Origin of the sequence: Streptococcus mitis subsp. hohhotensis (assembly GCF_020089495.2) — a bacterium.
GTDB classification, from domain to species: Bacteria; Bacillota; Bacilli; order Lactobacillales; family Streptococcaceae; genus Streptococcus; species Streptococcus hohhotensis.
Window position 1 is genome coordinate 96081 of the sequence record NZ_JAIRCA020000004.1, and the last position, 19591, is coordinate 115671.

The window sequence follows — 19591 nt, forward strand, 5'->3', positions numbered from 1 at the left end:
TATCTTTTTATTATACCATATTTTCCCCTATGAAAATAGCCTTCTAGAGATACTTTTCTCCTAGAAGGCTGGATTTTTAACGTTTGGCAAAAGTCGTCACAATCCGCTGACAAACTTCTTGCAGCAGGGATTTAGGCATGGCTACATTGAGACGGGCATGGAGACTTCCTTCCTCCCCAAAATCCAAACCACGGTTGAGGATAACCTTAGCTTCATTTCTCAACAGCTCTTGCAATGTTTCATCAGTCAGGTCATAGGCTGAAAAATCAAGCCAAATCAAGTAGGTTCCTTGCGGTTTCATAACCTTGATTTTAGTCTCTTTTCCAAATAAATCCACCACGTAATTGATGTGGTCTTCAAAGACTTGCTTGAGTTCCTCTAGCCAACCCTTCCCATAGCGATAAGCAGCTTCTGTCGCCAAATAGCCCAAGCCTGAAATTTCATGCTGATTATTGGTCAACTGGCGTTTCTGGAAAGCCAGTCTCAACTTAGGATTTTCAATAACTGCATAGGAATTTTTTGTCCCAGCAATATTAAAGGTTTTAGTAGCACTGGTCAAGACGATAGCAAATTCTTTAAAGTCAGGATTGATGGTATTGAAGGAATGGTGCTTGTGACCAAAGAGGGCCAAATCTTGGTGAATCTCATCTGAAACCAAGAAAACACCGTGTTTTTGGCAGAGTTGGCCAATCTTCTCCAACACTTCTTTTTCCCAAACACGTCCACCAGGATTGTGAGGATTGCAGAGAATATAGAGTTTGACCTCCTCTTCCACCAAATCCTTCTCCAGTTGATCAAAGTCAATCTCAAACAGACCATCCTTTTCCACCAAAGAATTGGTAATCAATCTACGGTTGTTCAACTTGACACTGCGAGCAAAGGGTGGATAGACAGGTGTGTTAATCAAAACCGCTTCGCCTTCTTTTGTAAAGGCTTGAATAGCTGTCGAGATGGCTGGTACCACGCCCTCGATAAAGACAAGAGCCTCTTTGTCAAAGTGGTAACCGTGTTGTGTGGCTTCCCACTTTTGAACTTCCTTAATTAACTCTTCACTGGCATAGGTATAACCATAAACCAGTTGATCAGCGTAAGTTTGCACAGCTTGGCGGATTTCAGGCAAGACTACAAAGTCCATATCCGCTATCCAAGCTGGTAGGACTTCACTATCCGTTTCTGCTTCTTTCCATTTATAGGTATGGTGCCCTAAACGATTGGGCAGGCTTGTAAAATCATATTTTCCCATCTTTGTCTTATCCTTCTAAGGCTTGGCGCAAATCTGCAATCAAATCTCTAGCATCCTCAATCCCAATAGACAAACGCAAGAGGTCATCTGTCAAACCATAAGAATGGCGCACTTCTGCTGGAATATCAGCATGAGTTTGCGTCGTTGGATAAGTAATGAGACTTTCTACCCCACCCAAACTTTCGGCAAAAGAGAAGACCTTAAGACTGTTCAAAATGTGAGGAATGCGTGTTTCATCGGCTACTTTAAAGGAAATCATGCCCCCACGACCAGTGTAGAGAACTTCCTTAACTGCTGGAGAATCCTTCAAAAAGGCAACCACTTCTTGGGCATTGGTTGTTGAGCGCTCCATACGAAGAGACAAGGTCTTGAGACCACGAATCAATTGATAACTGTCAAATGGAGACAAGACTGCCCCTGTCGTATTGAGATTGTAGAAAAGCTTCTCGTATAGTTCCAAACTATTGGTCACAACCACACCAGCCAAGACATCATTGTGGCCTGCTAGATATTTGGTTGCTGAATGAAGAACGATATCTGCTCCATCTTCAATCGGACGTTGGTAGATAGGGCTGTAGAAGGTATTGTCCACCACCACTTTGGCACCCTTAGCATGAGCTAATTTTGCTAGTTTTTCGATATCAAATTCCAACATCAAAGGATTGGTTGGTGTTTCAATATAGAGAACATCCACGTCCTTCTCCAACTCGGCAATCAACTCTTCTTCTGTATTGGCATAGGTAAAATGGAAACGGTCTTCCTGTTCCACTTGATTAAACCAGCGGAAAGAACCACCGTAAAGGTCACGGACAGCCAAGACCTTACTTCCTACTGGAAAAACGCTAAAGGCCAGTACAATTGCTGACATTCCTGAGCTAGTAGCTAGGGCATAGTCTGCTGACTCAATAGCCGCCAAGACTTCTTCCGCCTTACTACGAGTTGGGTTTTTGGTGCGCGTATAGTCAAATCCAGTAGATTTACCAAACTCTGGATGCTGATAAGTCGTTGAAAAATGAATCGGTGTCACCAATGCACCTGTCGCTTCATCTGATTTGATACCCGCCTGGGCCAAAATTGTGTTGATGTGTAATTCTTTGCTCATACAATACCTCCAAATCTATAGTAACTATTGTACCACTTATTTTCATCAACTCATTTTCTTCTTTTCAAGAGCTAGTTATAGTTTCAAACTATAGACTTATCGAGTAAAGCTAAAAAGAATCCAGAAAAGCTTCCAGATTCTTTTGTGAAAATGATTACTAGGTTTTACTGTGAACGAAAGAAATCCTGTTGGACTAAATAGTCATAATGGTCTTTGTTGAATTGATACTGACCGACATGCTGACTAACCTGACCGACATCCACGGAAAAAATATAGACTTCATTTTGATAGTTTCAATTCAGCCTAACTGTATTCAAGACTGTCTTATAAGTAAAATCTTTGACTTGATTCCAAGGCATCTCAAGGACTTGTTTAGAGCGATTTTCAGTTATATCACTGATGTCCATCAAGTAGATTCCCTTTGGTGTGAATACCAGAATCTTAGGCTTCACACTCGACTGAACATAGTAACTACCTCCTATAATGAAAAAATCAATAAAGGATTTCAACAATGTCTTTTTCTTGAAAGCCATCAGAAAATTCTTTTGTCCTTCAACGTGACAACTTGAAAGAAATGATGCAATCTGTTTTTCTGTTGCAAACTCCATAATAGCGCCCATAATCTTACCTCCATAACGATTAGTAAATAGGCAGTTAAGAATTCTTCACTTAAAGAAGAACTTATCATTTGTTGCATTTTATCTTACTTTTACAGTAGACGGCACCCCTCCTATAAAATCGTCCTAGCATGTGCATACTTCAGTTAACACTGGAAGAGGATTTAAAAAATAGCTTCTCACGTTTTTGTTATATTCATTATAACATACATCTAATAAACAATCTAAAAAATGTAATACTCTTCGAAAATCAAATTCAAACCACGTCAGCTTCGCCTTGCCGTACTCAAGTACAGCCTGCAGCTAGCTTCCTAGTTTGCTCTTTGATTTTCATTGAGTATATGCACTTTTCTTCCAACTTCGCTATCATTCTATTAAAAAACGACAGTTTCCTTCGAAACCATCGTTTTTCTTGAAAAATCCTTATTTGACATGTTTTGCCAATTCTTCTTGGGCTTTTTTATTGGATTCTTCTTTTTCTTTCAGCCATTTTTCTTTGGCTTTTTCATATTCATCTTTTGTGACTGTTTTATCTTGTACTTTGAGGTATTTATATGATTCAACCCCTTTATTACCAGCCAATGAATATGGTGATGAGAAAGGAACTAGTTTTCTCAATGTTGGTGTTCCACCAAGTGAAACATTTGGAATTGCTAGAGAGCTATCTACCAACCAAGCTTGGGCATCCGCATATTTTTCATAACGTTTAGCCGGCTCTTGCTCCTTATTAGCTTCTTCCAACATTTGAGTGTAGACATCCAATCCAACAGCCTTGGCCTTGTCATTGGCTTCACCTGGCTCTATACCTAGATTTTGCATCAAACCACCAGAATTAACGTTAAAGACGTCAAGATAGGTTGATGGATCTTGATAGTCTGGACTCCAACCACCGTTGTAAAGATCATAATCCTTCTGAGCTGCAGTCTGAGCAAGATAACCTGAACTCTCATAGTCTTCTGTAGAAAGTTGGTGAACATCAATGACAACATTTTCTGCACCTAAGACAGATTCTATTGATTGCTTCATGGAATTGATTCCTTGAATTTCTGCCTTATTTGTCAAATCTACAGTTTTATCTAAGTGGATAGGGAATTGAACTCCTTTAGCTTGGAGTTCTTTCTTAGCCTCTGCAAATTTAGCCTTGGCTTTTTCAGCATTGTAGTATGGATCTTGGGCATCCGCAAAGTTGATTCCTTGCCATTCTTTACCATAATTCACCATCTTAGAGGCTACTACTTCACCAAAGTCTTTTCCGTTGATACTTACGAAGTTTGGAGGAACAACCAAGTTACGCAAAATCTTAGTTGCACCATCTTCTCCCTGAGATTGAGCCCCGTAGGCTGTACGGTCATAGGCAAAATTAATGGCTTGGCGGAAGTTTTTGTTAAGAACCGCTTCTTGAGTCGATTTCTTCTCAGCATCACTTGTCTTGGAAGTGAATTTATAAGATTTTCTATCTAGGTTAAAGTTTAAGAAGTAAGAAGTAGCATCTTGCATGCTATAGATGATATTGTCCTTATTCTTCTCTTTAATTCCTTCAAAGCTTGAACTGTTTGGATAGAGACGAGCATAGCTATAAGCCCCCTCCACGAAGTTACGAGCCAGTGCATCCTGGTCACTACCATCATAATAGGCCAATTTCACATCATCTACAAAAACATTTTTAGCATCCCAGTAACTAGGATTTTTCTTGAATTCGATAACTGATTTTGAAACAAAGGATTTCATCAAGAAAGGTCCATTGTACAAAATGCTAGATGGGTCTACCTTCCCAAAATCATCCCCTTTTGATTTCAAGAAATCTGCGTTGACTGGGAAGAGAATGGTTGAGGTTGTTTTTGAGTTCCAATAAGATTCTGGTCGTGTCAATGTATATTGAACGGTTTGGTCATCAAGAGCCTTGACTCCGACAGTTGAAAAGTCTGTTGTTTTACCGTTGATATAGTCATCCAAACCTGCAACGGATTCTTGCACCAAGTACAAGGCTTCGGATTTTTTATCAGCCGCATATTTCAAACCTGTCACAAAGTCTTGAGCAGTTACAGGAGCATATTCTTCTCCATCTGCAGTATACCATTTAGCATCTTTACGCAGTTTGTAGGTATAAGTCAAACCGTCTTGAGAAACGCTCCAATCCTCTGCCAAGGATGGAATATAGTTCCCATATTGGTCATTTTCCATGAGACCATCTACTAGATTAGTCACAATATCATTGGTCGTTGCACGGTTTTCTGCTAGGTAATTCAAACTAGATGGATCACTAGTATAAACATAGTTATATGCTTTTGACCCTGTGCTAGAATTTCCACACGCGCTTAATAAAATACCTGCACTTAACACGACACCTGCAAGTGCTGCATACTTGGCTTTAGACTTTTTCATCTCCAGAACCTCCTGATTTAAATATTTGTCTTATTATACAACTTGAGTTTTATTTAGTCAATAGTTTTTTAAGTAAAATTTAAGAAAAATAAAATTACCATCTACAAACTTTAGTTATCATTCTACAAATTAATAAAAAAGAGAATAATCTAAGCATTTCATGATAGAAATGTTCAAATTATCCCTTTTATTTATAAATATTTTTTAAGTTAACTTTAATTTGATTCGTAAGCGATCTGCTTGGGCTTTTCCAATCACCTTATCCAACAAATGGGTACGAAGACTCATGACTCCGTAAACTCCTCCACCCATGGCACCGACAAGGGCTACATAAAGAAAACTCCACAAACGTCCACTTGGTTGGAAGACAAATCCTAAAATCCACTGCAATATCCCAACTACTAGTAACATGAAAAGAGTTAACAAACTGATTAAAATGGTTCGTTTCAAAATCACCTTGCGCTTAACACCAGTTACCTTGCAAATGTCCCGATACATCAAAACATTAGGAATAATAAGACCAATTGTTGTAGAAATCAAAGGCCCGTAACTGTGAAAGAGAGCAATGGTTGGCAGTTGCAAGACCAGCTTGGCAATGGAACCATAGATAAAATAGAGAACTGCCTTGCGGTTGCGGAACATGGCTTGAAGCATTGGAGACAAGACCATGTACAAGCCTAAAATAGTAGACTGTAAAACTGCAAAAACAAACAAGCCCATGGCCAAACTATCTGGCTTGCCATAGAAGACAGTATAGAGAGGTTCTCCTACCATGACCACTCCAACCGTTGCTGGTAGCAAGAATAGGAAAAGCATAGTGATGCTGTCCTGAACTAGACGAGAAGCCGCCTTCAAGTCCCCCTTAACATAGTTTTCAGTCAAAAGCGGCAAGCCGACGCTCCCAATTGAAACTCCAACAGAAATCAAAATCATAGTGATTTTATTAGGATTGGCTGAGAAATAAGAAAACATGACAATTAAGTCTTCATTACTATAGTTGCTAAACCACTTCATGCTATTGATAAAGGTATTTTGGTCCAAGATTTGGAAAAGCTGAATAGCCGAACCAGTCAAGATAAAAGGAATAGCTTCCTTAATCGTATCCATTAACAGGTGTTTGCTATCAATCTTATCTCGTGTTTCAAAAACTTTTTGAAGCATTCCTTCTTTATAGAGGAAATAAAGCAAGACAGCAAAGCTAGCTACCATTCCCACAAAGGCCGCAAAGGTAGACTGGGTGACTGCTGCTAGATAGTCTCCCGAACCAAGCTTCATAATGATAAAGGTTGCTAGAAGCATCCAGATAACCCGAATGACCTGCTCAGCGATTTGGCTCATGGCATAAGGTTTCAGGTTATTCATCCCTTGGAAGAAACCTCGAATCACACTCATCGATGGGAAAATCAAGACCGCCCAAGCCAAGCTCTGCATGATTGGGATTAAGTCTTTGCCTACACCCGACAAATCTGCTAGCCAAGGAGCAAAGACATACAAGATTAAAGCAAAAACCAAACCTAGTCCTATCATAAAGCCTAAAAAGCTCCGAATCAGGGCAAAGCTATGCTCCTCTTCTCGCATGGTATTGTACTTAGCCACTTGCTTGGCCACCGCAACTGGAATACCTGCTGTTGAAATCAGCAAGAACCAGGCATAGATATTGTAGCCCATAGTAAAGAGACCATTTGCTGTAGCCGCATAAGACCCCATCCAGATATACCAAGGGATGATATAAATGGCACCGAGTAGACGACTGATAAAGTTACTAGCCGTTAGCCAAGCAGTCCCCCGCAACATCTGGGCCTGCTGGTGATTGTTTTCGTTAGACATAGATTCCTCATTTAATTTTAATCACTAGGAAAAATTCCTCATCTTCCATTATAAACTTTTCCTTGTTACTTGTAAATTTACGACTTTCGGTTTACAATAGAAAGTATGATTAAGATTGAAACCGTATTAGATATTTTAAAGAAAGATGATCTCTTCCGTGAGATTATCGACCAAGGACATTATCACTACAACTACAGCCATGTCATATTTGACACCATCTGCTATGACAGCCGCAAGGCTAAAGAAAAGAGCCTCTTTTTCGTTAAAGGTGCTGCCTTTAAGAAGGAATTTCTGATTTCCGCCATCTCTCAAGGCCTCGGTTGGTATGTGGCTGAAAAAGACTATGAGGTTGGTATTCCTGCTATCATCGTCAGTGATATCAAGAAAGCCATGAGTTTGGTAGCTATGGAATTTTATGGCAATCCACAGAAAAAACTCAAACTCCTTGCCTTTACTGGTACTAAGGGTAAAACAACAGCAGCCTACTTCGCCTATAACATTTTATCTCAAGGGCATCGACCTGCTATGCTCTCGACCATGAATACAACTCTAGATGGCAAGACTTTCTTTAAGTCTGCATTAACAACCCCTGAGAGTATTGACCTCTTTGATATGATGAATCAAGCTGTGCAAAATGGCCGTACTCACCTCATCATGGAAGTATCCAGTCAGGCCTATCTGGTCAAACGTGTCTATGGTCTAACCTTTGATGTGGGAGTTTTCCTCAATATCAGCCCCGACCATATCGGCCCGATTGAACACCCTAGCTTTGAAGACTACTTCTACCACAAGCGTCTCTTGATGAAAAATAGCCGAGCAGTCATCATTAACAGTGACATGGACCACTTTTCTGTCTTGAAAGAACAAGTCGAAAATCAAGACCATGATTTCTACGGTAGTCAGTCGAGCAACCAAATCGAGAATTCCAAAGCCTTTAGTTTTTCAGCTACGGGTAAACTCGCTGGAGATTATGATATCCAACTCATTGGCCACTTTAACCAAGAAAATGCCGTTGCTGCTGGACTTGCTTGCCTCCGTCTCGGAGCTAGTCTTGAGGACATCAAAAAAGGAATCGCTGCAACCCGAGTTCCTGGTCGTATGGAAGTCCTCACTCAGAAAAATGGAGCCAAGGTTTTCATCGACTACGCCCACAATGGTGACAGTCTCAAAAAACTCATCAATGTTGTTGAAACTCATCAAACTGGAAAAATTGCTCTGGTTCTGGGTTCGACAGGAAATAAGGGAGAAAGCCGTCGTAAGGACTTTGGCCTTCTCCTCAATCAGCACCCTGAGATTCAAGTCTTTCTGACTGCTGATGACCCCAACTATGAAGACCCAATGACCATTGCAGATGAAATTAGTAGCTATATCAATCATCCTGTTGAAAAAATTGCGGATCGCCAAGAAGCTATCAAGGCAGCGATGGCTATCACAAATCACGAATTAGATGCAGTTATTATTGCTGGTAAGGGAGCAGATTGCTACCAAATCGTCCAAGGAAAAAAAGAAGCCTATCCTGGAGATGCAGCCGTCGCAGAACATTATTTATAAGATAGTAAAAAAATCAAGGGAAATGAAACCCTTGATTTTTTTATCTTTATTTAAAAGCGTTTTTCAAACCTTCAACGGCACCTTCTACAGCACCTTTAGCATCTTCAACTACTTCTTTTGCCTTAGCAACTGTCTTTTCTACAGCGCCTTCTGCTTCAGTTTTGCTATCCCCAGTAACTTTACCAAATCCTTCTTTGATAGCGCCTGTTGCTTGTTCCAATTTGTTTTCAAGTGACATATGATTGTCTCCTTTGATTTTATTCCGATATGTGTTACCGGTTACATATAGTTTATACTGAATCCTAAGAAAAGTCAAACAATGTGCTCAAAAACAAAATTTCACGCTAAGTAGAAAGTTAATCTCTCCTTGTCAAAATCGACGGCCAACTCATACTTCCCTTCTTCATTTTGGACAATATAGCCCAAGACCACTAAACTATCCACAAAGATATCACGGCGTTTCTGCATGAGCTGATCTTTTTTGAGGAACTTCAACAAAAAAGTCGTCATATATTTGAGGGCATACTCAGGATTAACATCTCCCAAAATGTCATAAAGTTCCTGCTGTTTTTCTGTCAAAGGATACTGATGTTTGACCTTATAGAAATAATTAGACAGGGTCATTTTTGTACGCGCAAAGTCTGTCTTTTCAACTAAAACAGCTGCATTGGTTTGATTGCGTAATTCTGTCTCAAAACTCTGCTCCGATAAGGCTTGATAGACCTGACTAGCTTCTCTGACAAAAATTTCTTGGTCCAGTTCGAGACTATCAAGTGATTCAAGCAAAGGAAAATTGAGATAGTAACGCTTATTTTCCCGTAGAATCAAGCCTGCCTTGATATACTCTTCCATGAGTTTATCAACTGCTACATCTGGAAATTGGGCCTTGATTTCCCGTAGAATCACATCATCATTCTGGTCCAGATAGCGGATCAATTCTCCAAAAAACGGCTGTCTCGTCAAACGAGAGGGATTAAAAATCTGAATCATGAAGATTCCCTTCTTTACATTCTAACAGAGGCGATGCTGCCAACTGACTAGGATTGGTCCCAGCTTGGTTCAAAGGAACAGGCAGACCTAGTTCTCTGTAATACTCTTTCCAAAAATCACTAATCTCCTGCTCCCCATCTCCAAATTTCATAGGGATGGTCTCAAAAATCGGTAGGATTTCTGCCATATACTGGGAACAGTAAAAACCAGCTCCATCTGGATAGAAAGAAGCATTATAGGGTGTTCCTAGATGTTTGCAAGCTTTTTCCTTCACAGACTGGATATCCATTTCTGGGTAAACATAGAGGTCGTACAAGTGATTGGACTCAAAGAAGTCTGCTGGTTCCTGACAGATAACACCAAATTCTCCACTAGCATGGTAAATCAGCCCATCCAAATAGATAGCAACATGACTATAGTTACCTGTAGAAGTCTGGATCGCCTGTCCTATGTCAGACTCATCTCTCACAAAAATCAAATCGCCATTTGCTAACATGCTTCACTCCTAGAAAAAAAGGAGCCGAAACTCCTTTCGATATAAGTCAAACTAGACTTTCCAATTTTGAACTGACACCCAAAATCTTAAGCGTTAAAGCTTTCAGTCAATTGAGGTACCACTTGTTTCTTACGTGAAACAGCACCAGCAAGGAAAGCGTGGTTGTTTTCAAGTTTGAAGTTAAAAGCAGCTTCTACCTTGTCCATATTAGCACCAAGTGCTAGGATTTCTGAGTTTGAGTTGACGATATCTGTAATCATCAAGACAAAGTCAGAGTAGCCGTTTGCTGTGTTGGCAGCTTGCATTGCAGCTTCGATTTCTGCTTGGCGTTCCAACACTTCAGCGATGTCAACTGTGTTTACTTGAGCAACACGGACATTATTTCCGTTCAATTCAAAAGTCTTAGCATCAATGTCAATCAATTCGTCAGCAGATTTGCTAGCCAAGTTGGTACCAGCTTTCAACATAGCCAAACCATATTCTTCCAAGTTTACACCAGCTAATTCAGCCAATTCTGGAGCAATGACTTTATCTGTTGGGTGTGTTGTTGGTGATTTCAAAAGAAGAGTATCTGAAATCAAACCTGAAAGCATCAATCCAGCAATCTCTTTAGGAACAGCTACACCATGTTCTTTGAACATACGGTAAACGATTGAAGACGCTGACCCAACTGGCTCCAAACGCATGTAAAGTGGGCTTGCAGTCTCAAAGTTAGCCACACGGTGGTGGTCTACAACACCATAAACTTCTACTTCAGCGATATCTGATACAGATTGTTGGAATTCATTGTGGTCAGTCAAGATAACTTGCTCTGCACCTTCTGCTTTAGCAGAAGTGATAACACGCGGTGCTTCCACACCAAAATAGTTCAAGACAAAGGCTGTTTCTTCATTTGGAGTTCCAAGAGCAACAGCTTCCGTATCCAAACCGTATGCTTCTTTTGCAAGGTAGGCAAAAGCTACAGATGACCCGATGGCATCTGAGTCTGGATTTTGGTGACCAAATACTAGAATCTTAGACATGATAATACCTCATTTTGTTTATTCTCTTTATTGTAGCATTTTTTTCGCTTTTTGACAAAAGTAAGAGGAGTCACTTTGGATTAACGTAGTTCTATACAATTGTCAAAGAAAACTTAACTCGTTTTGAGTTCTCTTTGACAGGGGAAACCAGTATTCCATAAGGTGGAATAACAGTGCATGATGAGATTCGCGAGGCACTTTCTAAATCGAATTTGAAATCTAATAAGTAAGGAGTAAATCTATTTTTTCTCATTAGTCAATTTAAATGTTAATAATAAAACTACAAAAGCGCAGATTGAGTATAAAAGCCAAGCTGATTGAATAGCAAACAAACTAAAAATAGTAAAAATAATATTTCCAATTGGCATAGCCAACATGAAAAGCAAAGATAACAATGCACCACTTCTTGCTAAAAGATCGCTAGGAAGTGAAGACATCAAGAGACTATTTATTTTGGGATTAATTTTGCCGCTCAAGTAAAATAAAAACGCTAGTCCAAGCATAGATAAAACTTGGGGCCCATCAAGACTATTATTCAGAGATATAGCAAAAATGATAATTGAATCTAAAAATATTATTGAAATGAGACGTAATTTTGAAAAATAATCATGAGGACTTATGGTTCCTATAATACTAAAAAGTATCATTATAACCTGTAATATAAATACTGACTGACTAAATGTTAATCCAAAAAGAGGTACTTTTAAAAAAGATATATTATATATAGCTGAAAAACCACTACCTAAAGCATTAATAAGTAAAATAGATAGTAACATTAATGTGAAACTTGTCTTTTCAGACTTTTGAAAAACTTCTTTTAAACCTAAATAAGTTTCTTTAATTTTTAAAACAAATGATTTTTGATATATCTCCACATTAGTGTGCAATAAAAACTTTTTGTATTTAATTAGTATAAATGATGATGCAAAGAACGATAAAGCATTAAAAATTGCGACAAGGCCAAAATTATCATTTGAAATTGTCAACACATATACGCCTAAGGCTTGACCAGAAAAATTACAAACATATGAGATAAACTGATTTACAGAATGCGCTTCTATTAGATTTTCTTGTTTAACTGTATGTTGAAAAATAGGGAGCTCTAGCCCACCTCTATAGTCACTAATAATATCTGAGACTATATTAATTAAACATATTATAGAAAATGCCAACCAAGTTGTAGTCTGAGTCAATAATCCAACTAATATGAACAAAATAGATTGAACAAATCCCAGTAAAATCAACCACCTCCTTTTTAATTTTGTCTCATCAGCCTTAATTCCTATAAATAATGTAAAAAATACAGGAATTAAGACAATAATATTAGCAATAGCTACAGCTAATTTGTTATTAGGCATAGTAGCAGCAAAAGATACAAAAACTAAATTATACATAGATGAACCCAATTTATTAAAAAATGCAGATATAGCTAAAGCTCTAAAAGATTTATTTTCCCTTAAAATATTCATCTTTCATTTCCTCCAAAAAAGAATTATTTAAAAAATTATTTATTTCAGATACATAGGATTCTATTAAACTCTCAATTTCTATATTAAACTCATTCTTTATTGAGTCAATAGTGAATGTTGAAATGGACGCTATAATAGAAATTATTTCTCCAAATGAATAATTAAGTTTTTTAGAATATTTATAAATACCTAAAGCAATAATATCCGAAAACACTGCATCATAAGCATAAAAATGCTTTGAATACAGCATGCTATAGTCAATGAAGTTGTACTGTGTGTATTCTAGTAATTCTGGAAGTAAACCAATTGAGTTAAAAAACTCTGACTTAATCTTCAAAATATCCTCTATAGAAGAATTTTTACTTAAACTCAAAACGTTATAATCAATTTGACAAAATACATATTGGTAAAAAGATTTTCTAAAAAATACTGATAATTTTCCCTGACTATCGGCAACAAATAACTCACCTAATTTTGCAAAAATTTCCCAAAAGCTTTTAGGAATTTTATATAATACATCTAAATGTAATCGTTCTTTAAACAAATCATAAGAATATGCATGCATCAGCTCATGGGATAATCTCATTACCCCCATAAAATTTTCTTGATATGTCATTATTATTTTCGATGTCTTTGTATATGGGTTATAGAGAGTAAAATTCTTATGAGTTTTACCTGCTCTTTTTTCACAATCGATAAATCCATTGTTACGATAATTTTCAACAAAATTGAAAAATTCTTTATTGTCTATAGCTCTTAAAATCATCTCAAAAGCATCAGTAGCTACTATCTTTTCCGATTCTAAAAATTCAAATTCCAAAAAATCATATTTATCAAGATTCTTAGTATTAATAGAAACTCTAATATTTTTAGAAATTAACTCAATAAAGTCGAAACCGTATCGTGTTTTTAATTGCCGTGATATATTTTCTATAAATATTTTTCTCTTATCTAAGAGACTGTTATATACATCTTTGAATTTAGGAGAGAAGACAAAATTTTTATAATCCAATAAAATATCATCGAATATAGGGATATTACGTCTAAACTTAGAGTAATTTACAATTGGAATCCCATTTTTCTTATAGTAATCAGCTTTTAATGTTTCTAGTTGCAGAATTTCCGATCTAAAGTGGTCTTCAATAGAATCTCCATAAATTCTATTAAAAAGAAAATCTAGATGATTATTGAGATATTTATAATTTTGATTAGTAATATCTGTACAGAAAGTCAGATATGTATAGTAATTAAACTCGAAGACTCTTTTTATTATTTCTTCTTTATCGAAATCTGTTGTATGCTGTAAAATATACTCTATCTTCAATATTTCTTGTTCTATATTCCTAAATATATATCTTTTTTCAAATTCATTAAGATTTAAATATCTCAAATTTTGAGTATAGATAGTGTTTAATCTAAAATTAAAAAATAATATGTCATCAACTTTAAGATAAAAACTTTTAATGAGGGTATTAAAGGCTAAAGATGCACTCATGAGCCCTTTTGCTATCGTTCCTGTATTATGGGATATAAACTGTGTTTCCAAGAGATAAGGTTGTTCATTAAAATAACTCAAAAATACTTGTTGATTCTCTTTAGTTATATGATATACAATTAATTCTTCTTGAGAATATCCTGTCAAAAACAGAGTATAATTATATTTAGATATTTTAGAGATTAATAATTTTATTAAATTACCAGTTGAATCATCAGCACAACTAAATATAATATCTGGTTTTATATCATACAAAATTGTTTCAATATTATCAACCGAAAGATAATCATCAATCGTTTCTTTTATACTACTAATTTTTTCTCGAATTGCCTTAGTTTTTAATTGTCCTACATCAGATGTAGAATACCCTAGTTGCGCAGTAATATTCTTTAATTCAACACGATCACCATCAATAACTACAATATTTTTAAAACCAAATTTATCTAATTCATAAACAAGAGGTGCCCCGACAGTTCCAAGACCAATTATTAATATTTTCTTATCAATTATAGATTTATACTGTAAATTAGGTTCACTATCGTTATGTAATGATAAAAATTGTACATTCCTAGATAATCGTTGATAATCATCCCATTCATCTTCATTAATTTCAAAAACAAGAGAGTTTTCTTTCAGAAGGTTATATATATCAATGTTATTATACGAAAAATTTTTATCTAAATATTTCATTTCCTCCCACAATTCTTTTATACAAGGAGAATGAATCACTTTCTCTCCCCCTTTACATGCAGGATACATAATTATATCTTTTTCTCGCTTGACGAAACCTCTTCCAGATTTTAGTATATATTTCATTTTAAATCAACTGAACACATATGCGAAAATTAAGAAAAAGTGGTCATAGCTATATACCACTTTTTCTTGTTCTTAGATTAACAAGCAATAAAGCAACCGCCATTACATACTTGTTCTTCTACTTCGATATCTTCGATAAACATATGCCTGTTCTCCTTTCGTTATGATATATCAATTATAACTTACTTTTATCACAAAATTAAAAAATTGAAGATATGAAATTAATTTATAAAAAAATTTCATATCTTCAATTTTGTTAAATCGATACAATTCTATGTTAGTATAACAGTCAAACTATAGATTAGGAGGATACAGCATGAAAAAAATAATAGCCATTTTTCTCTCTATACAAGCCGTGGCGGTAATAGATATTATTATCTTTCCCCCTTTTGGTTAGTTCTTAAATATTGTAATAGTCTCTGCTCTAATATATTAGAGAGCTCCGGTTGTTCTATTTTAGAAACTTTTAAAATATATTGCTTAACTTCTTCAAGATTAACTCTGTTTTCTATTAAGTAGGAGTATACTAATACCAAAAAATTTAACAAAATTATTTCAAACGTATCAAATACATCAAGGATCATTCTTAACTGATTGACAAAAAAGTTGAAATGAGTTGTTAATCTCCGTTCTACTAACTCAGAAATTAAGTTTAAATATGTATACTTTAAAGCCTTTCTAAAATCTAACAAGGGACTATAAATTTCTGAGCGTGATACCAGTTCTTTTCCTAAAAATAACAAATCTGTATCAGATAGGAAAGGCATAGTATTCCCAAAAAGATGGATTTCATAAGCAGTCCAATCTTCAATATCAAATAAATAATTCGATAAAAATTTGCTATCATCTAGAGATAAAGTGAAATCCCTATCAATTAGATGAATAGCATTTTTTATCACCAAAGTATTTAATTTATCATATAAAAATTGACTTTCTTTGTATTTGTCAAGCAACTCAAGCAATGATTGTTTATCATTTTCTACTGATAGCTTCGAAATTTTATTCATAAGTAACTGATGTTGAGTAGGTTTATAATTTCTAAGAGCAAATCCAAATTCTGAAAATGTTAAATTAATACCTTCAATTACTTCTAACATCTTATCAGCAGAAAGCATAGTTTGTCCAGATTCAAATTTTGATAATTGAGAAACTGATAATTTATTTTTTGCAACATCCTTTTGTTTAACTTTTCTAGCAATTCTCAACTCCTTATAGAATTCACCTAATTTTAATAATTCATTAGAATCCATGTCATTATTCCTCCTTGACAAACTCCGTCTCACAAAATATTATTTTCATCCCTAAAAAGTCTATTATTTATGATCATATCTAAAATTTTAAGATGGATATCCATTACCGATTTTTAGTTTTGTATTATAGGAACCCGATAATTTTTAAAGTGTTTATATTTTTACAATATTGATATTTTTTATCCTCTTCAATCTAAAACTACCTTAATAAATTTTTCTCTCGATTTTCATTTATATATCTGACTTTCTGCGGTCGTTTCTTACGCTTGAGAAGGGCTTCTGCCGACATGGCTTCTTCCTTACTGGCAAAACCTTGAGCATAGATGAGTTTGACTGGCAAGCGTGCTCGTGTGTATTTGGCTCCCTTCCCACTATTGTGGACAGCGAGGCGTCTTCTCACATCAGTCGTATAGCCTGTATAGTAAGATCCATCACGACACTCCAGCACATACATATAAGCCTTATGATCCATAATAAATCTCTTCGAGTTCCGGCGTATAAGAGCCATCATCATTGTGGACAATGAGAGGTGGCAAGACCTTAAAACCGCTTGTTGAGCCATCCTTGATAGCCTCAATCAAAAGCATATTGGCTTCTTTTTCCCGCTTTGGATAAACAAACTGCAGGCGCTTAGGAGCTAGATTATGCCGTTGTAAGCTGTCCAAGATATCTAAAAGTCGATCAGGACGATGAACCATAGCCAAACGCCCATTAGATTTGAGAATACTCTGGGCACTGCGACAGATTTCCTGCAAGTTGGTCGTGATTTCGTGGCGCGCCAAGAGATAATGTTCACTCTCGTTCAGATTGGAATGAGGATTTACCTTGAAATAGGGCGGATTACACAAAATCATATCCACCTTACTTCCTTGTATACGAGAAGGCATATTTTTCAAATCATCACAGATAACCTCCATCTGATCCTCCAAACCATTCAAACGGACAGAGCGTTCAGCCATATCTGCCAAACGCTCCTGAATCTCAACAGCCAAAATCTGTGCCTGAGTACGAGTGCTAGCAAATAGCCCCACTGCACCATTCCCAGCACAAAAATCCACTATTAAGCCCTTCTTAGGGAAACGTGGAAATCGTGACAAGAGAACACTATCCACCGAATAGCTAAAAACCTCTCTATTTTGAATGATTTTAATATCTGTCGAAAAGAGCTGGTTAATACGCTCCCCTGATTTTAATAATTGTTCTTCTTCCATGTTCTTATTATAGCAAATTTATATTAACATTACAAAGAATACAGATTTCTAACTAATTCTTCTGCTTCTTCAAATGTTGAAGGGCTTCCTTGGTCCAAATTGGCATCATTCGTTTGAGAGGTGCGAAGCCGTAGTTAAAACGGTCGCTTGAAAAGCGTCTCCGTCTCGGAAACTGGTGTTTTTCTTCCTCCAAGGTGCGGATAGAAAGACTGGCTTTCCCTGTAAATTCATCTAAATCCACTACCTGAACCTGAACTTCTTCATCGACTTTCAAGGCGTCATGAATATTTTCAATAAATCCTGTTCGAATCTCTGAAATGTGAATCAGCCCCGTATCACCCGTCTCTAGCTCAACAAAGGCACCGTAGGGCTGAATCCCTGTAATACGGCCCTTTAGCTTATCACCGATTTTCATCTTAGGCCTCGATTTCAATTGTTTCAATCACGACATCTTCAACTGGCTTGTCCATAGCCCCTGTCTCAACAGCAGCAATGGTATCCAAGACATCGTAAGAAGCTTCATCAGCTAGCTGACCAAAAACAGTATGACGACGGTCTAGGTGAGGTGTCCCACCTTGGTTGGCATAGATTTCTGCGATCGGTTCTGGCCAACCACCACGAGCAATTTCTTTCTTAGAATAAGGCAGGTGTTGATTTTGCACGATAAAGAACTGGCTGCCGTTGGTATTTGGACCAGCATTGGCCATGGAAAGAGCACCACGGATATTGTAAAGTTCTTCTGAGAATTCATCCTCAAATGATTCGCCGTAGATTGACTCGCCACCCATACCAGTACCAGTTGGGTCTCCACCTTGAATCATAAAATCCTTGATAATACGATGGAAAATGACACCATCATAGTAACCATCTTTTGAAAGAGCTACAAAGTTAGCCACTGTTTTAGGAGCATGTTCAGGGAAGAGCTTAATACGCAAATCTCCGTGATTGGTCTTAATAGTCGCGATAGGACCTTCTACTGTTTCAATGTCTACTTGTGGGAAATGCAATTCTTTTTCTACCATACCAAATCCTTCTAAGGCATCAAAAATGCCATCTTCTTCCAATGTTTTTGTAATATAATCTGCTTTTTCTTTGATGTTATCATGAGAAATTCCCATGGCAACGCTGATTCCAGCATAATCAAAGAGTTCTAAGTCGTTGAGGCCATCTCCAAAAACCATGACGTTCTCTGGTTTCAAGCCAAGGTGTTCCACAACCTTTTCCACACCCGTCGCTTTGGAGCCTGAAATCGGCACAATATCAGACGAATGCTCATGCCAACGAACCATGCGAAGTTTATCTGAGAGACTGTCAGGCAAGTGCAAGTCATCTCCTTTATCTTCAAAAGTCCACATCTGATAGATATCTTCTTTTTCATAGAAATCAGGATCTACATCCAAATCGGGATAAATTGGATTGATAGCCTCACTAATCATATCGGTGCGAGTAGACAACTTGGCATCATGACTCCCAACCAAGCCATACTCTATTTCCTCTTGCTTGGCCCAAGAGATATACTCCTCAACATCTAACTTCTCAATCTGATGTTGATAAATGACCTGACCTTTTTTATCTTCGATATAAGCCCCATTCAGGGTTACAAAAAAGTCAGGCTTGAGTTCACGAATCTCTGGAACGACACCAAAAATCCCTCGTCCAGAAGCAATACCTGTCAAAATTCCTTTCTCACGTAATTGCTTAAAAACAGTTGGGATTGAAGACGGAATAAAACCAGTCTTGGAATTTCGCAAGGTATCATCAATATCAAAAAAGACAATCTTGATCTTCTTTGCCTTGTATCTTAATTTGGCATCCATCTCACTACCTCTTTCAATCTAACTCTTTCCATTATACCATAAAGTAGCTAAATCCCCTATTTTCAAAAAGTTTCCAGTTTTATTGTAAGTCCTTGGATAAGAAGAAAATAATTGTTTATGAAAAAGTCCAGCCAAATTCAACTCGACTTCTCATTCCAGAACTCGTGAAAAAAAGACCCAACCGGGTCTTGAGCCTACTGAAAAAGTCATCAAATTGATGGCTTTTTTGTTATACTAGAGATGAGGTGAAATGATGCTTGATAATCAGTTAACTATGGATGTCAGTCCTTATTCTAGTTTGTA

Annotated in this window: 16 protein-coding genes and 1 pseudogene; 1 reads left to right on the forward strand and 16 read right to left on the reverse strand. The window is 36.8% G+C overall.

All coding sequences use genetic code 11. The annotated features are described in order from the left end of the window. Positions 1–76: 76 nt before the first annotated feature. The 5 genes and pseudogenes from K4Z77_RS02940 to K4Z77_RS02960 form a co-directional block, all read right to left on the reverse strand. On the reverse strand, positions 77–1243 hold the full coding sequence (locus K4Z77_RS02940) for a MalY/PatB family protein (protein ID WP_224218386.1): 1167 nt from the start codon (positions 1241–1243) through the stop codon (positions 77–79). 7 nt (positions 1244–1250) lie between these two features. Continuing rightward, positions 1251–2345 carry a cystathionine gamma-synthase gene (locus K4Z77_RS02945; protein WP_224218387.1) on the reverse strand — a complete coding sequence of 365 codons (1095 nt, stop codon included), beginning with the start codon at positions 2343–2345 and terminating at the stop codon, positions 1251–1253. Between the two features lie 164 nt (positions 2346–2509). After that, positions 2510–2965: pseudogene (locus tag K4Z77_RS02950) on the reverse strand (hypothetical protein). Between the two features lie 420 nt (positions 2966–3385). Then, a complete protein-coding gene (locus K4Z77_RS02955) occupies positions 3386–5344 on the reverse strand; it encodes a peptide ABC transporter substrate-binding protein (RefSeq protein WP_224218389.1) in 1959 nt (652 codons plus the stop codon). Between the two features lie 204 nt (positions 5345–5548). Further along, the gene (locus tag K4Z77_RS02960; protein ID WP_224218390.1) at positions 5549–7171 is read right to left on the reverse strand and encodes a putative polysaccharide biosynthesis protein; all 1623 of its coding nucleotides are present in this window, start codon (positions 7169–7171) and stop codon (positions 5549–5551) included. A gap of 105 nt (positions 7172–7276) precedes the next feature. On the opposite strand from K4Z77_RS02960, the gene K4Z77_RS02965 reads away from it, so the two are divergent. Then, positions 7277–8722 carry a UDP-N-acetylmuramoyl-L-alanyl-D-glutamate--L-lysine ligase gene (locus tag K4Z77_RS02965; RefSeq protein ID WP_224218391.1) on the forward strand — a complete coding sequence of 482 codons (1446 nt, stop codon included), beginning with the start codon at positions 7277–7279 and terminating at the stop codon, positions 8720–8722. Between the two features lie 46 nt (positions 8723–8768). Here K4Z77_RS02965 and K4Z77_RS02970 read toward each other — a convergent pair whose 3' ends face one another. The 11 genes from K4Z77_RS02970 to K4Z77_RS03020 all read right to left on the reverse strand — a co-directional run bounded on the left by K4Z77_RS02970 (position 8769) and on the right by K4Z77_RS03020 (position 19288). Continuing rightward, positions 8769–8960, reverse strand: a complete 192-nt coding sequence (locus tag K4Z77_RS02970) for a CsbD family protein (protein ID WP_000051184.1) — start codon at positions 8958–8960, stop codon at positions 8769–8771. Between the two features lie 101 nt (positions 8961–9061). Then, complete coding sequence (locus tag K4Z77_RS02975; protein ID WP_224218392.1) at positions 9062–9712, reverse strand: DUF1803 domain-containing protein; 651 nt, start codon at positions 9710–9712, stop codon at positions 9062–9064. Further along, entirely contained in the window at positions 9696–10208 is a 513-nt protein-coding gene (locus K4Z77_RS02980) for a YiiX/YebB-like N1pC/P60 family cysteine hydrolase (RefSeq protein ID WP_224218393.1), read from the reverse strand. Before K4Z77_RS02980 ends, K4Z77_RS02975 begins: the two co-directional genes overlap by 17 nt. An 86-nt stretch (positions 10209–10294) precedes the next feature. After that, entirely contained in the window at positions 10295–11230 is a 936-nt protein-coding gene (locus K4Z77_RS02985; protein ID WP_084929702.1) for a manganese-dependent inorganic pyrophosphatase, read from the reverse strand. Positions 11231–11469: 239 nt separating this feature from the next. Further along, complete coding sequence (locus tag K4Z77_RS02990; RefSeq protein WP_224218394.1) at positions 11470–12699, reverse strand: MFS transporter; 1230 nt, start codon at positions 12697–12699, stop codon at positions 11470–11472. After that, positions 12677–15010 (reverse strand): ThiF family adenylyltransferase, encoded by a 2334-nt coding sequence (locus tag K4Z77_RS02995; RefSeq protein WP_224218395.1) that lies wholly within the window; start codon positions 15008–15010, stop codon positions 12677–12679. Before K4Z77_RS02995 ends, K4Z77_RS02990 begins: the two co-directional genes overlap by 23 nt. Positions 15011–15384: 374 nt before the next feature. Beyond that, the gene (locus K4Z77_RS03000; protein WP_224218396.1) at positions 15385–16260 is read right to left on the reverse strand and encodes an Rgg/GadR/MutR family transcriptional regulator; all 876 of its coding nucleotides are present in this window, start codon (positions 16258–16260) and stop codon (positions 15385–15387) included. 199 nt (positions 16261–16459) lie between these two features. Beyond that, entirely contained in the window at positions 16460–16732 is a 273-nt protein-coding gene (locus K4Z77_RS03005; protein WP_224218397.1) for a GIY-YIG nuclease family protein, read from the reverse strand. Continuing rightward, positions 16722–17471: a tRNA1(Val) (adenine(37)-N6)-methyltransferase gene (locus tag K4Z77_RS03010; RefSeq protein ID WP_224218398.1), complete on the reverse strand. Its 750-nt coding sequence runs from the start codon at positions 17469–17471 to the stop codon at positions 16722–16724. Before K4Z77_RS03010 ends, K4Z77_RS03005 begins: the two co-directional genes overlap by 11 nt. 52 nt (positions 17472–17523) lie before the next feature. Further along, a complete protein-coding gene (locus tag K4Z77_RS03015; RefSeq protein ID WP_033677723.1) occupies positions 17524–17886 on the reverse strand; it encodes a S1 RNA-binding domain-containing protein in 363 nt (120 codons plus the stop codon). Between the two features lies 1 nt (position 17887). Continuing rightward, positions 17888–19288 (reverse strand): bifunctional Cof-type HAD-IIB family hydrolase/peptidylprolyl isomerase, encoded by a 1401-nt coding sequence (locus K4Z77_RS03020; protein WP_224218399.1) that lies wholly within the window; start codon positions 19286–19288, stop codon positions 17888–17890. Between the last annotated feature and the right edge of the window lie 303 nt (positions 19289–19591).

Coding starts and splice junctions, on each gene's coding strand:
- K4Z77_RS02940 (WP_224218386.1), bottom strand. CDS start 1,243: ATGGGAAAATATGATTTTACAAGCCTGCCCAATCGTTTAGGGCACCAT.
- K4Z77_RS02945 (WP_224218387.1), bottom strand. CDS start 2,345: ATGAGCAAAGAATTACACATCAACACAATTTTGGCCCAGGCGGGTATC.
- K4Z77_RS02955 (WP_224218389.1), bottom strand. CDS start 5,344: ATGAAAAAGTCTAAAGCCAAGTATGCAGCACTTGCAGGTGTCGTGTTA.
- K4Z77_RS02960 (WP_224218390.1), bottom strand. CDS start 7,171: ATGTCTAACGAAAACAATCACCAGCAGGCCCAGATGTTGCGGGGGACT.
- K4Z77_RS02965 (WP_224218391.1), top strand. CDS start 7,277: ATGATTAAGATTGAAACCGTATTAGATATTTTAAAGAAAGATGATCTC.
- K4Z77_RS02970 (WP_000051184.1), bottom strand. CDS start 8,960: ATGTCACTTGAAAACAAATTGGAACAAGCAACAGGCGCTATCAAAGAA.
- K4Z77_RS02975 (WP_224218392.1), bottom strand. CDS start 9,712: ATGATTCAGATTTTTAATCCCTCTCGTTTGACGAGACAGCCGTTTTTT.
- K4Z77_RS02980 (WP_224218393.1), bottom strand. CDS start 10,208: ATGTTAGCAAATGGCGATTTGATTTTTGTGAGAGATGAGTCTGACATA.
- K4Z77_RS02985 (WP_084929702.1), bottom strand. CDS start 11,230: ATGTCTAAGATTCTAGTATTTGGTCACCAAAATCCAGACTCAGATGCC.
- K4Z77_RS02990 (WP_224218394.1), bottom strand. CDS start 12,699: ATGAATATTTTAAGGGAAAATAAATCTTTTAGAGCTTTAGCTATATCT.
- K4Z77_RS02995 (WP_224218395.1), bottom strand. CDS start 15,010: ATGAAATATATACTAAAATCTGGAAGAGGTTTCGTCAAGCGAGAAAAA.
- K4Z77_RS03000 (WP_224218396.1), bottom strand. CDS start 16,260: ATGGATTCTAATGAATTATTAAAATTAGGTGAATTCTATAAGGAGTTG.
- K4Z77_RS03005 (WP_224218397.1), bottom strand. CDS start 16,732: ATGGATCATAAGGCTTATATGTATGTGCTGGAGTGTCGTGATGGATCT.
- K4Z77_RS03010 (WP_224218398.1), bottom strand. CDS start 17,471: ATGGAAGAAGAACAATTATTAAAATCAGGGGAGCGTATTAACCAGCTC.
- K4Z77_RS03015 (WP_033677723.1), bottom strand. CDS start 17,886: ATGAAAATCGGTGATAAGCTAAAGGGCCGTATTACAGGGATTCAGCCC.
- K4Z77_RS03020 (WP_224218399.1), bottom strand. CDS start 19,288: ATGGATGCCAAATTAAGATACAAGGCAAAGAAGATCAAGATTGTCTTT.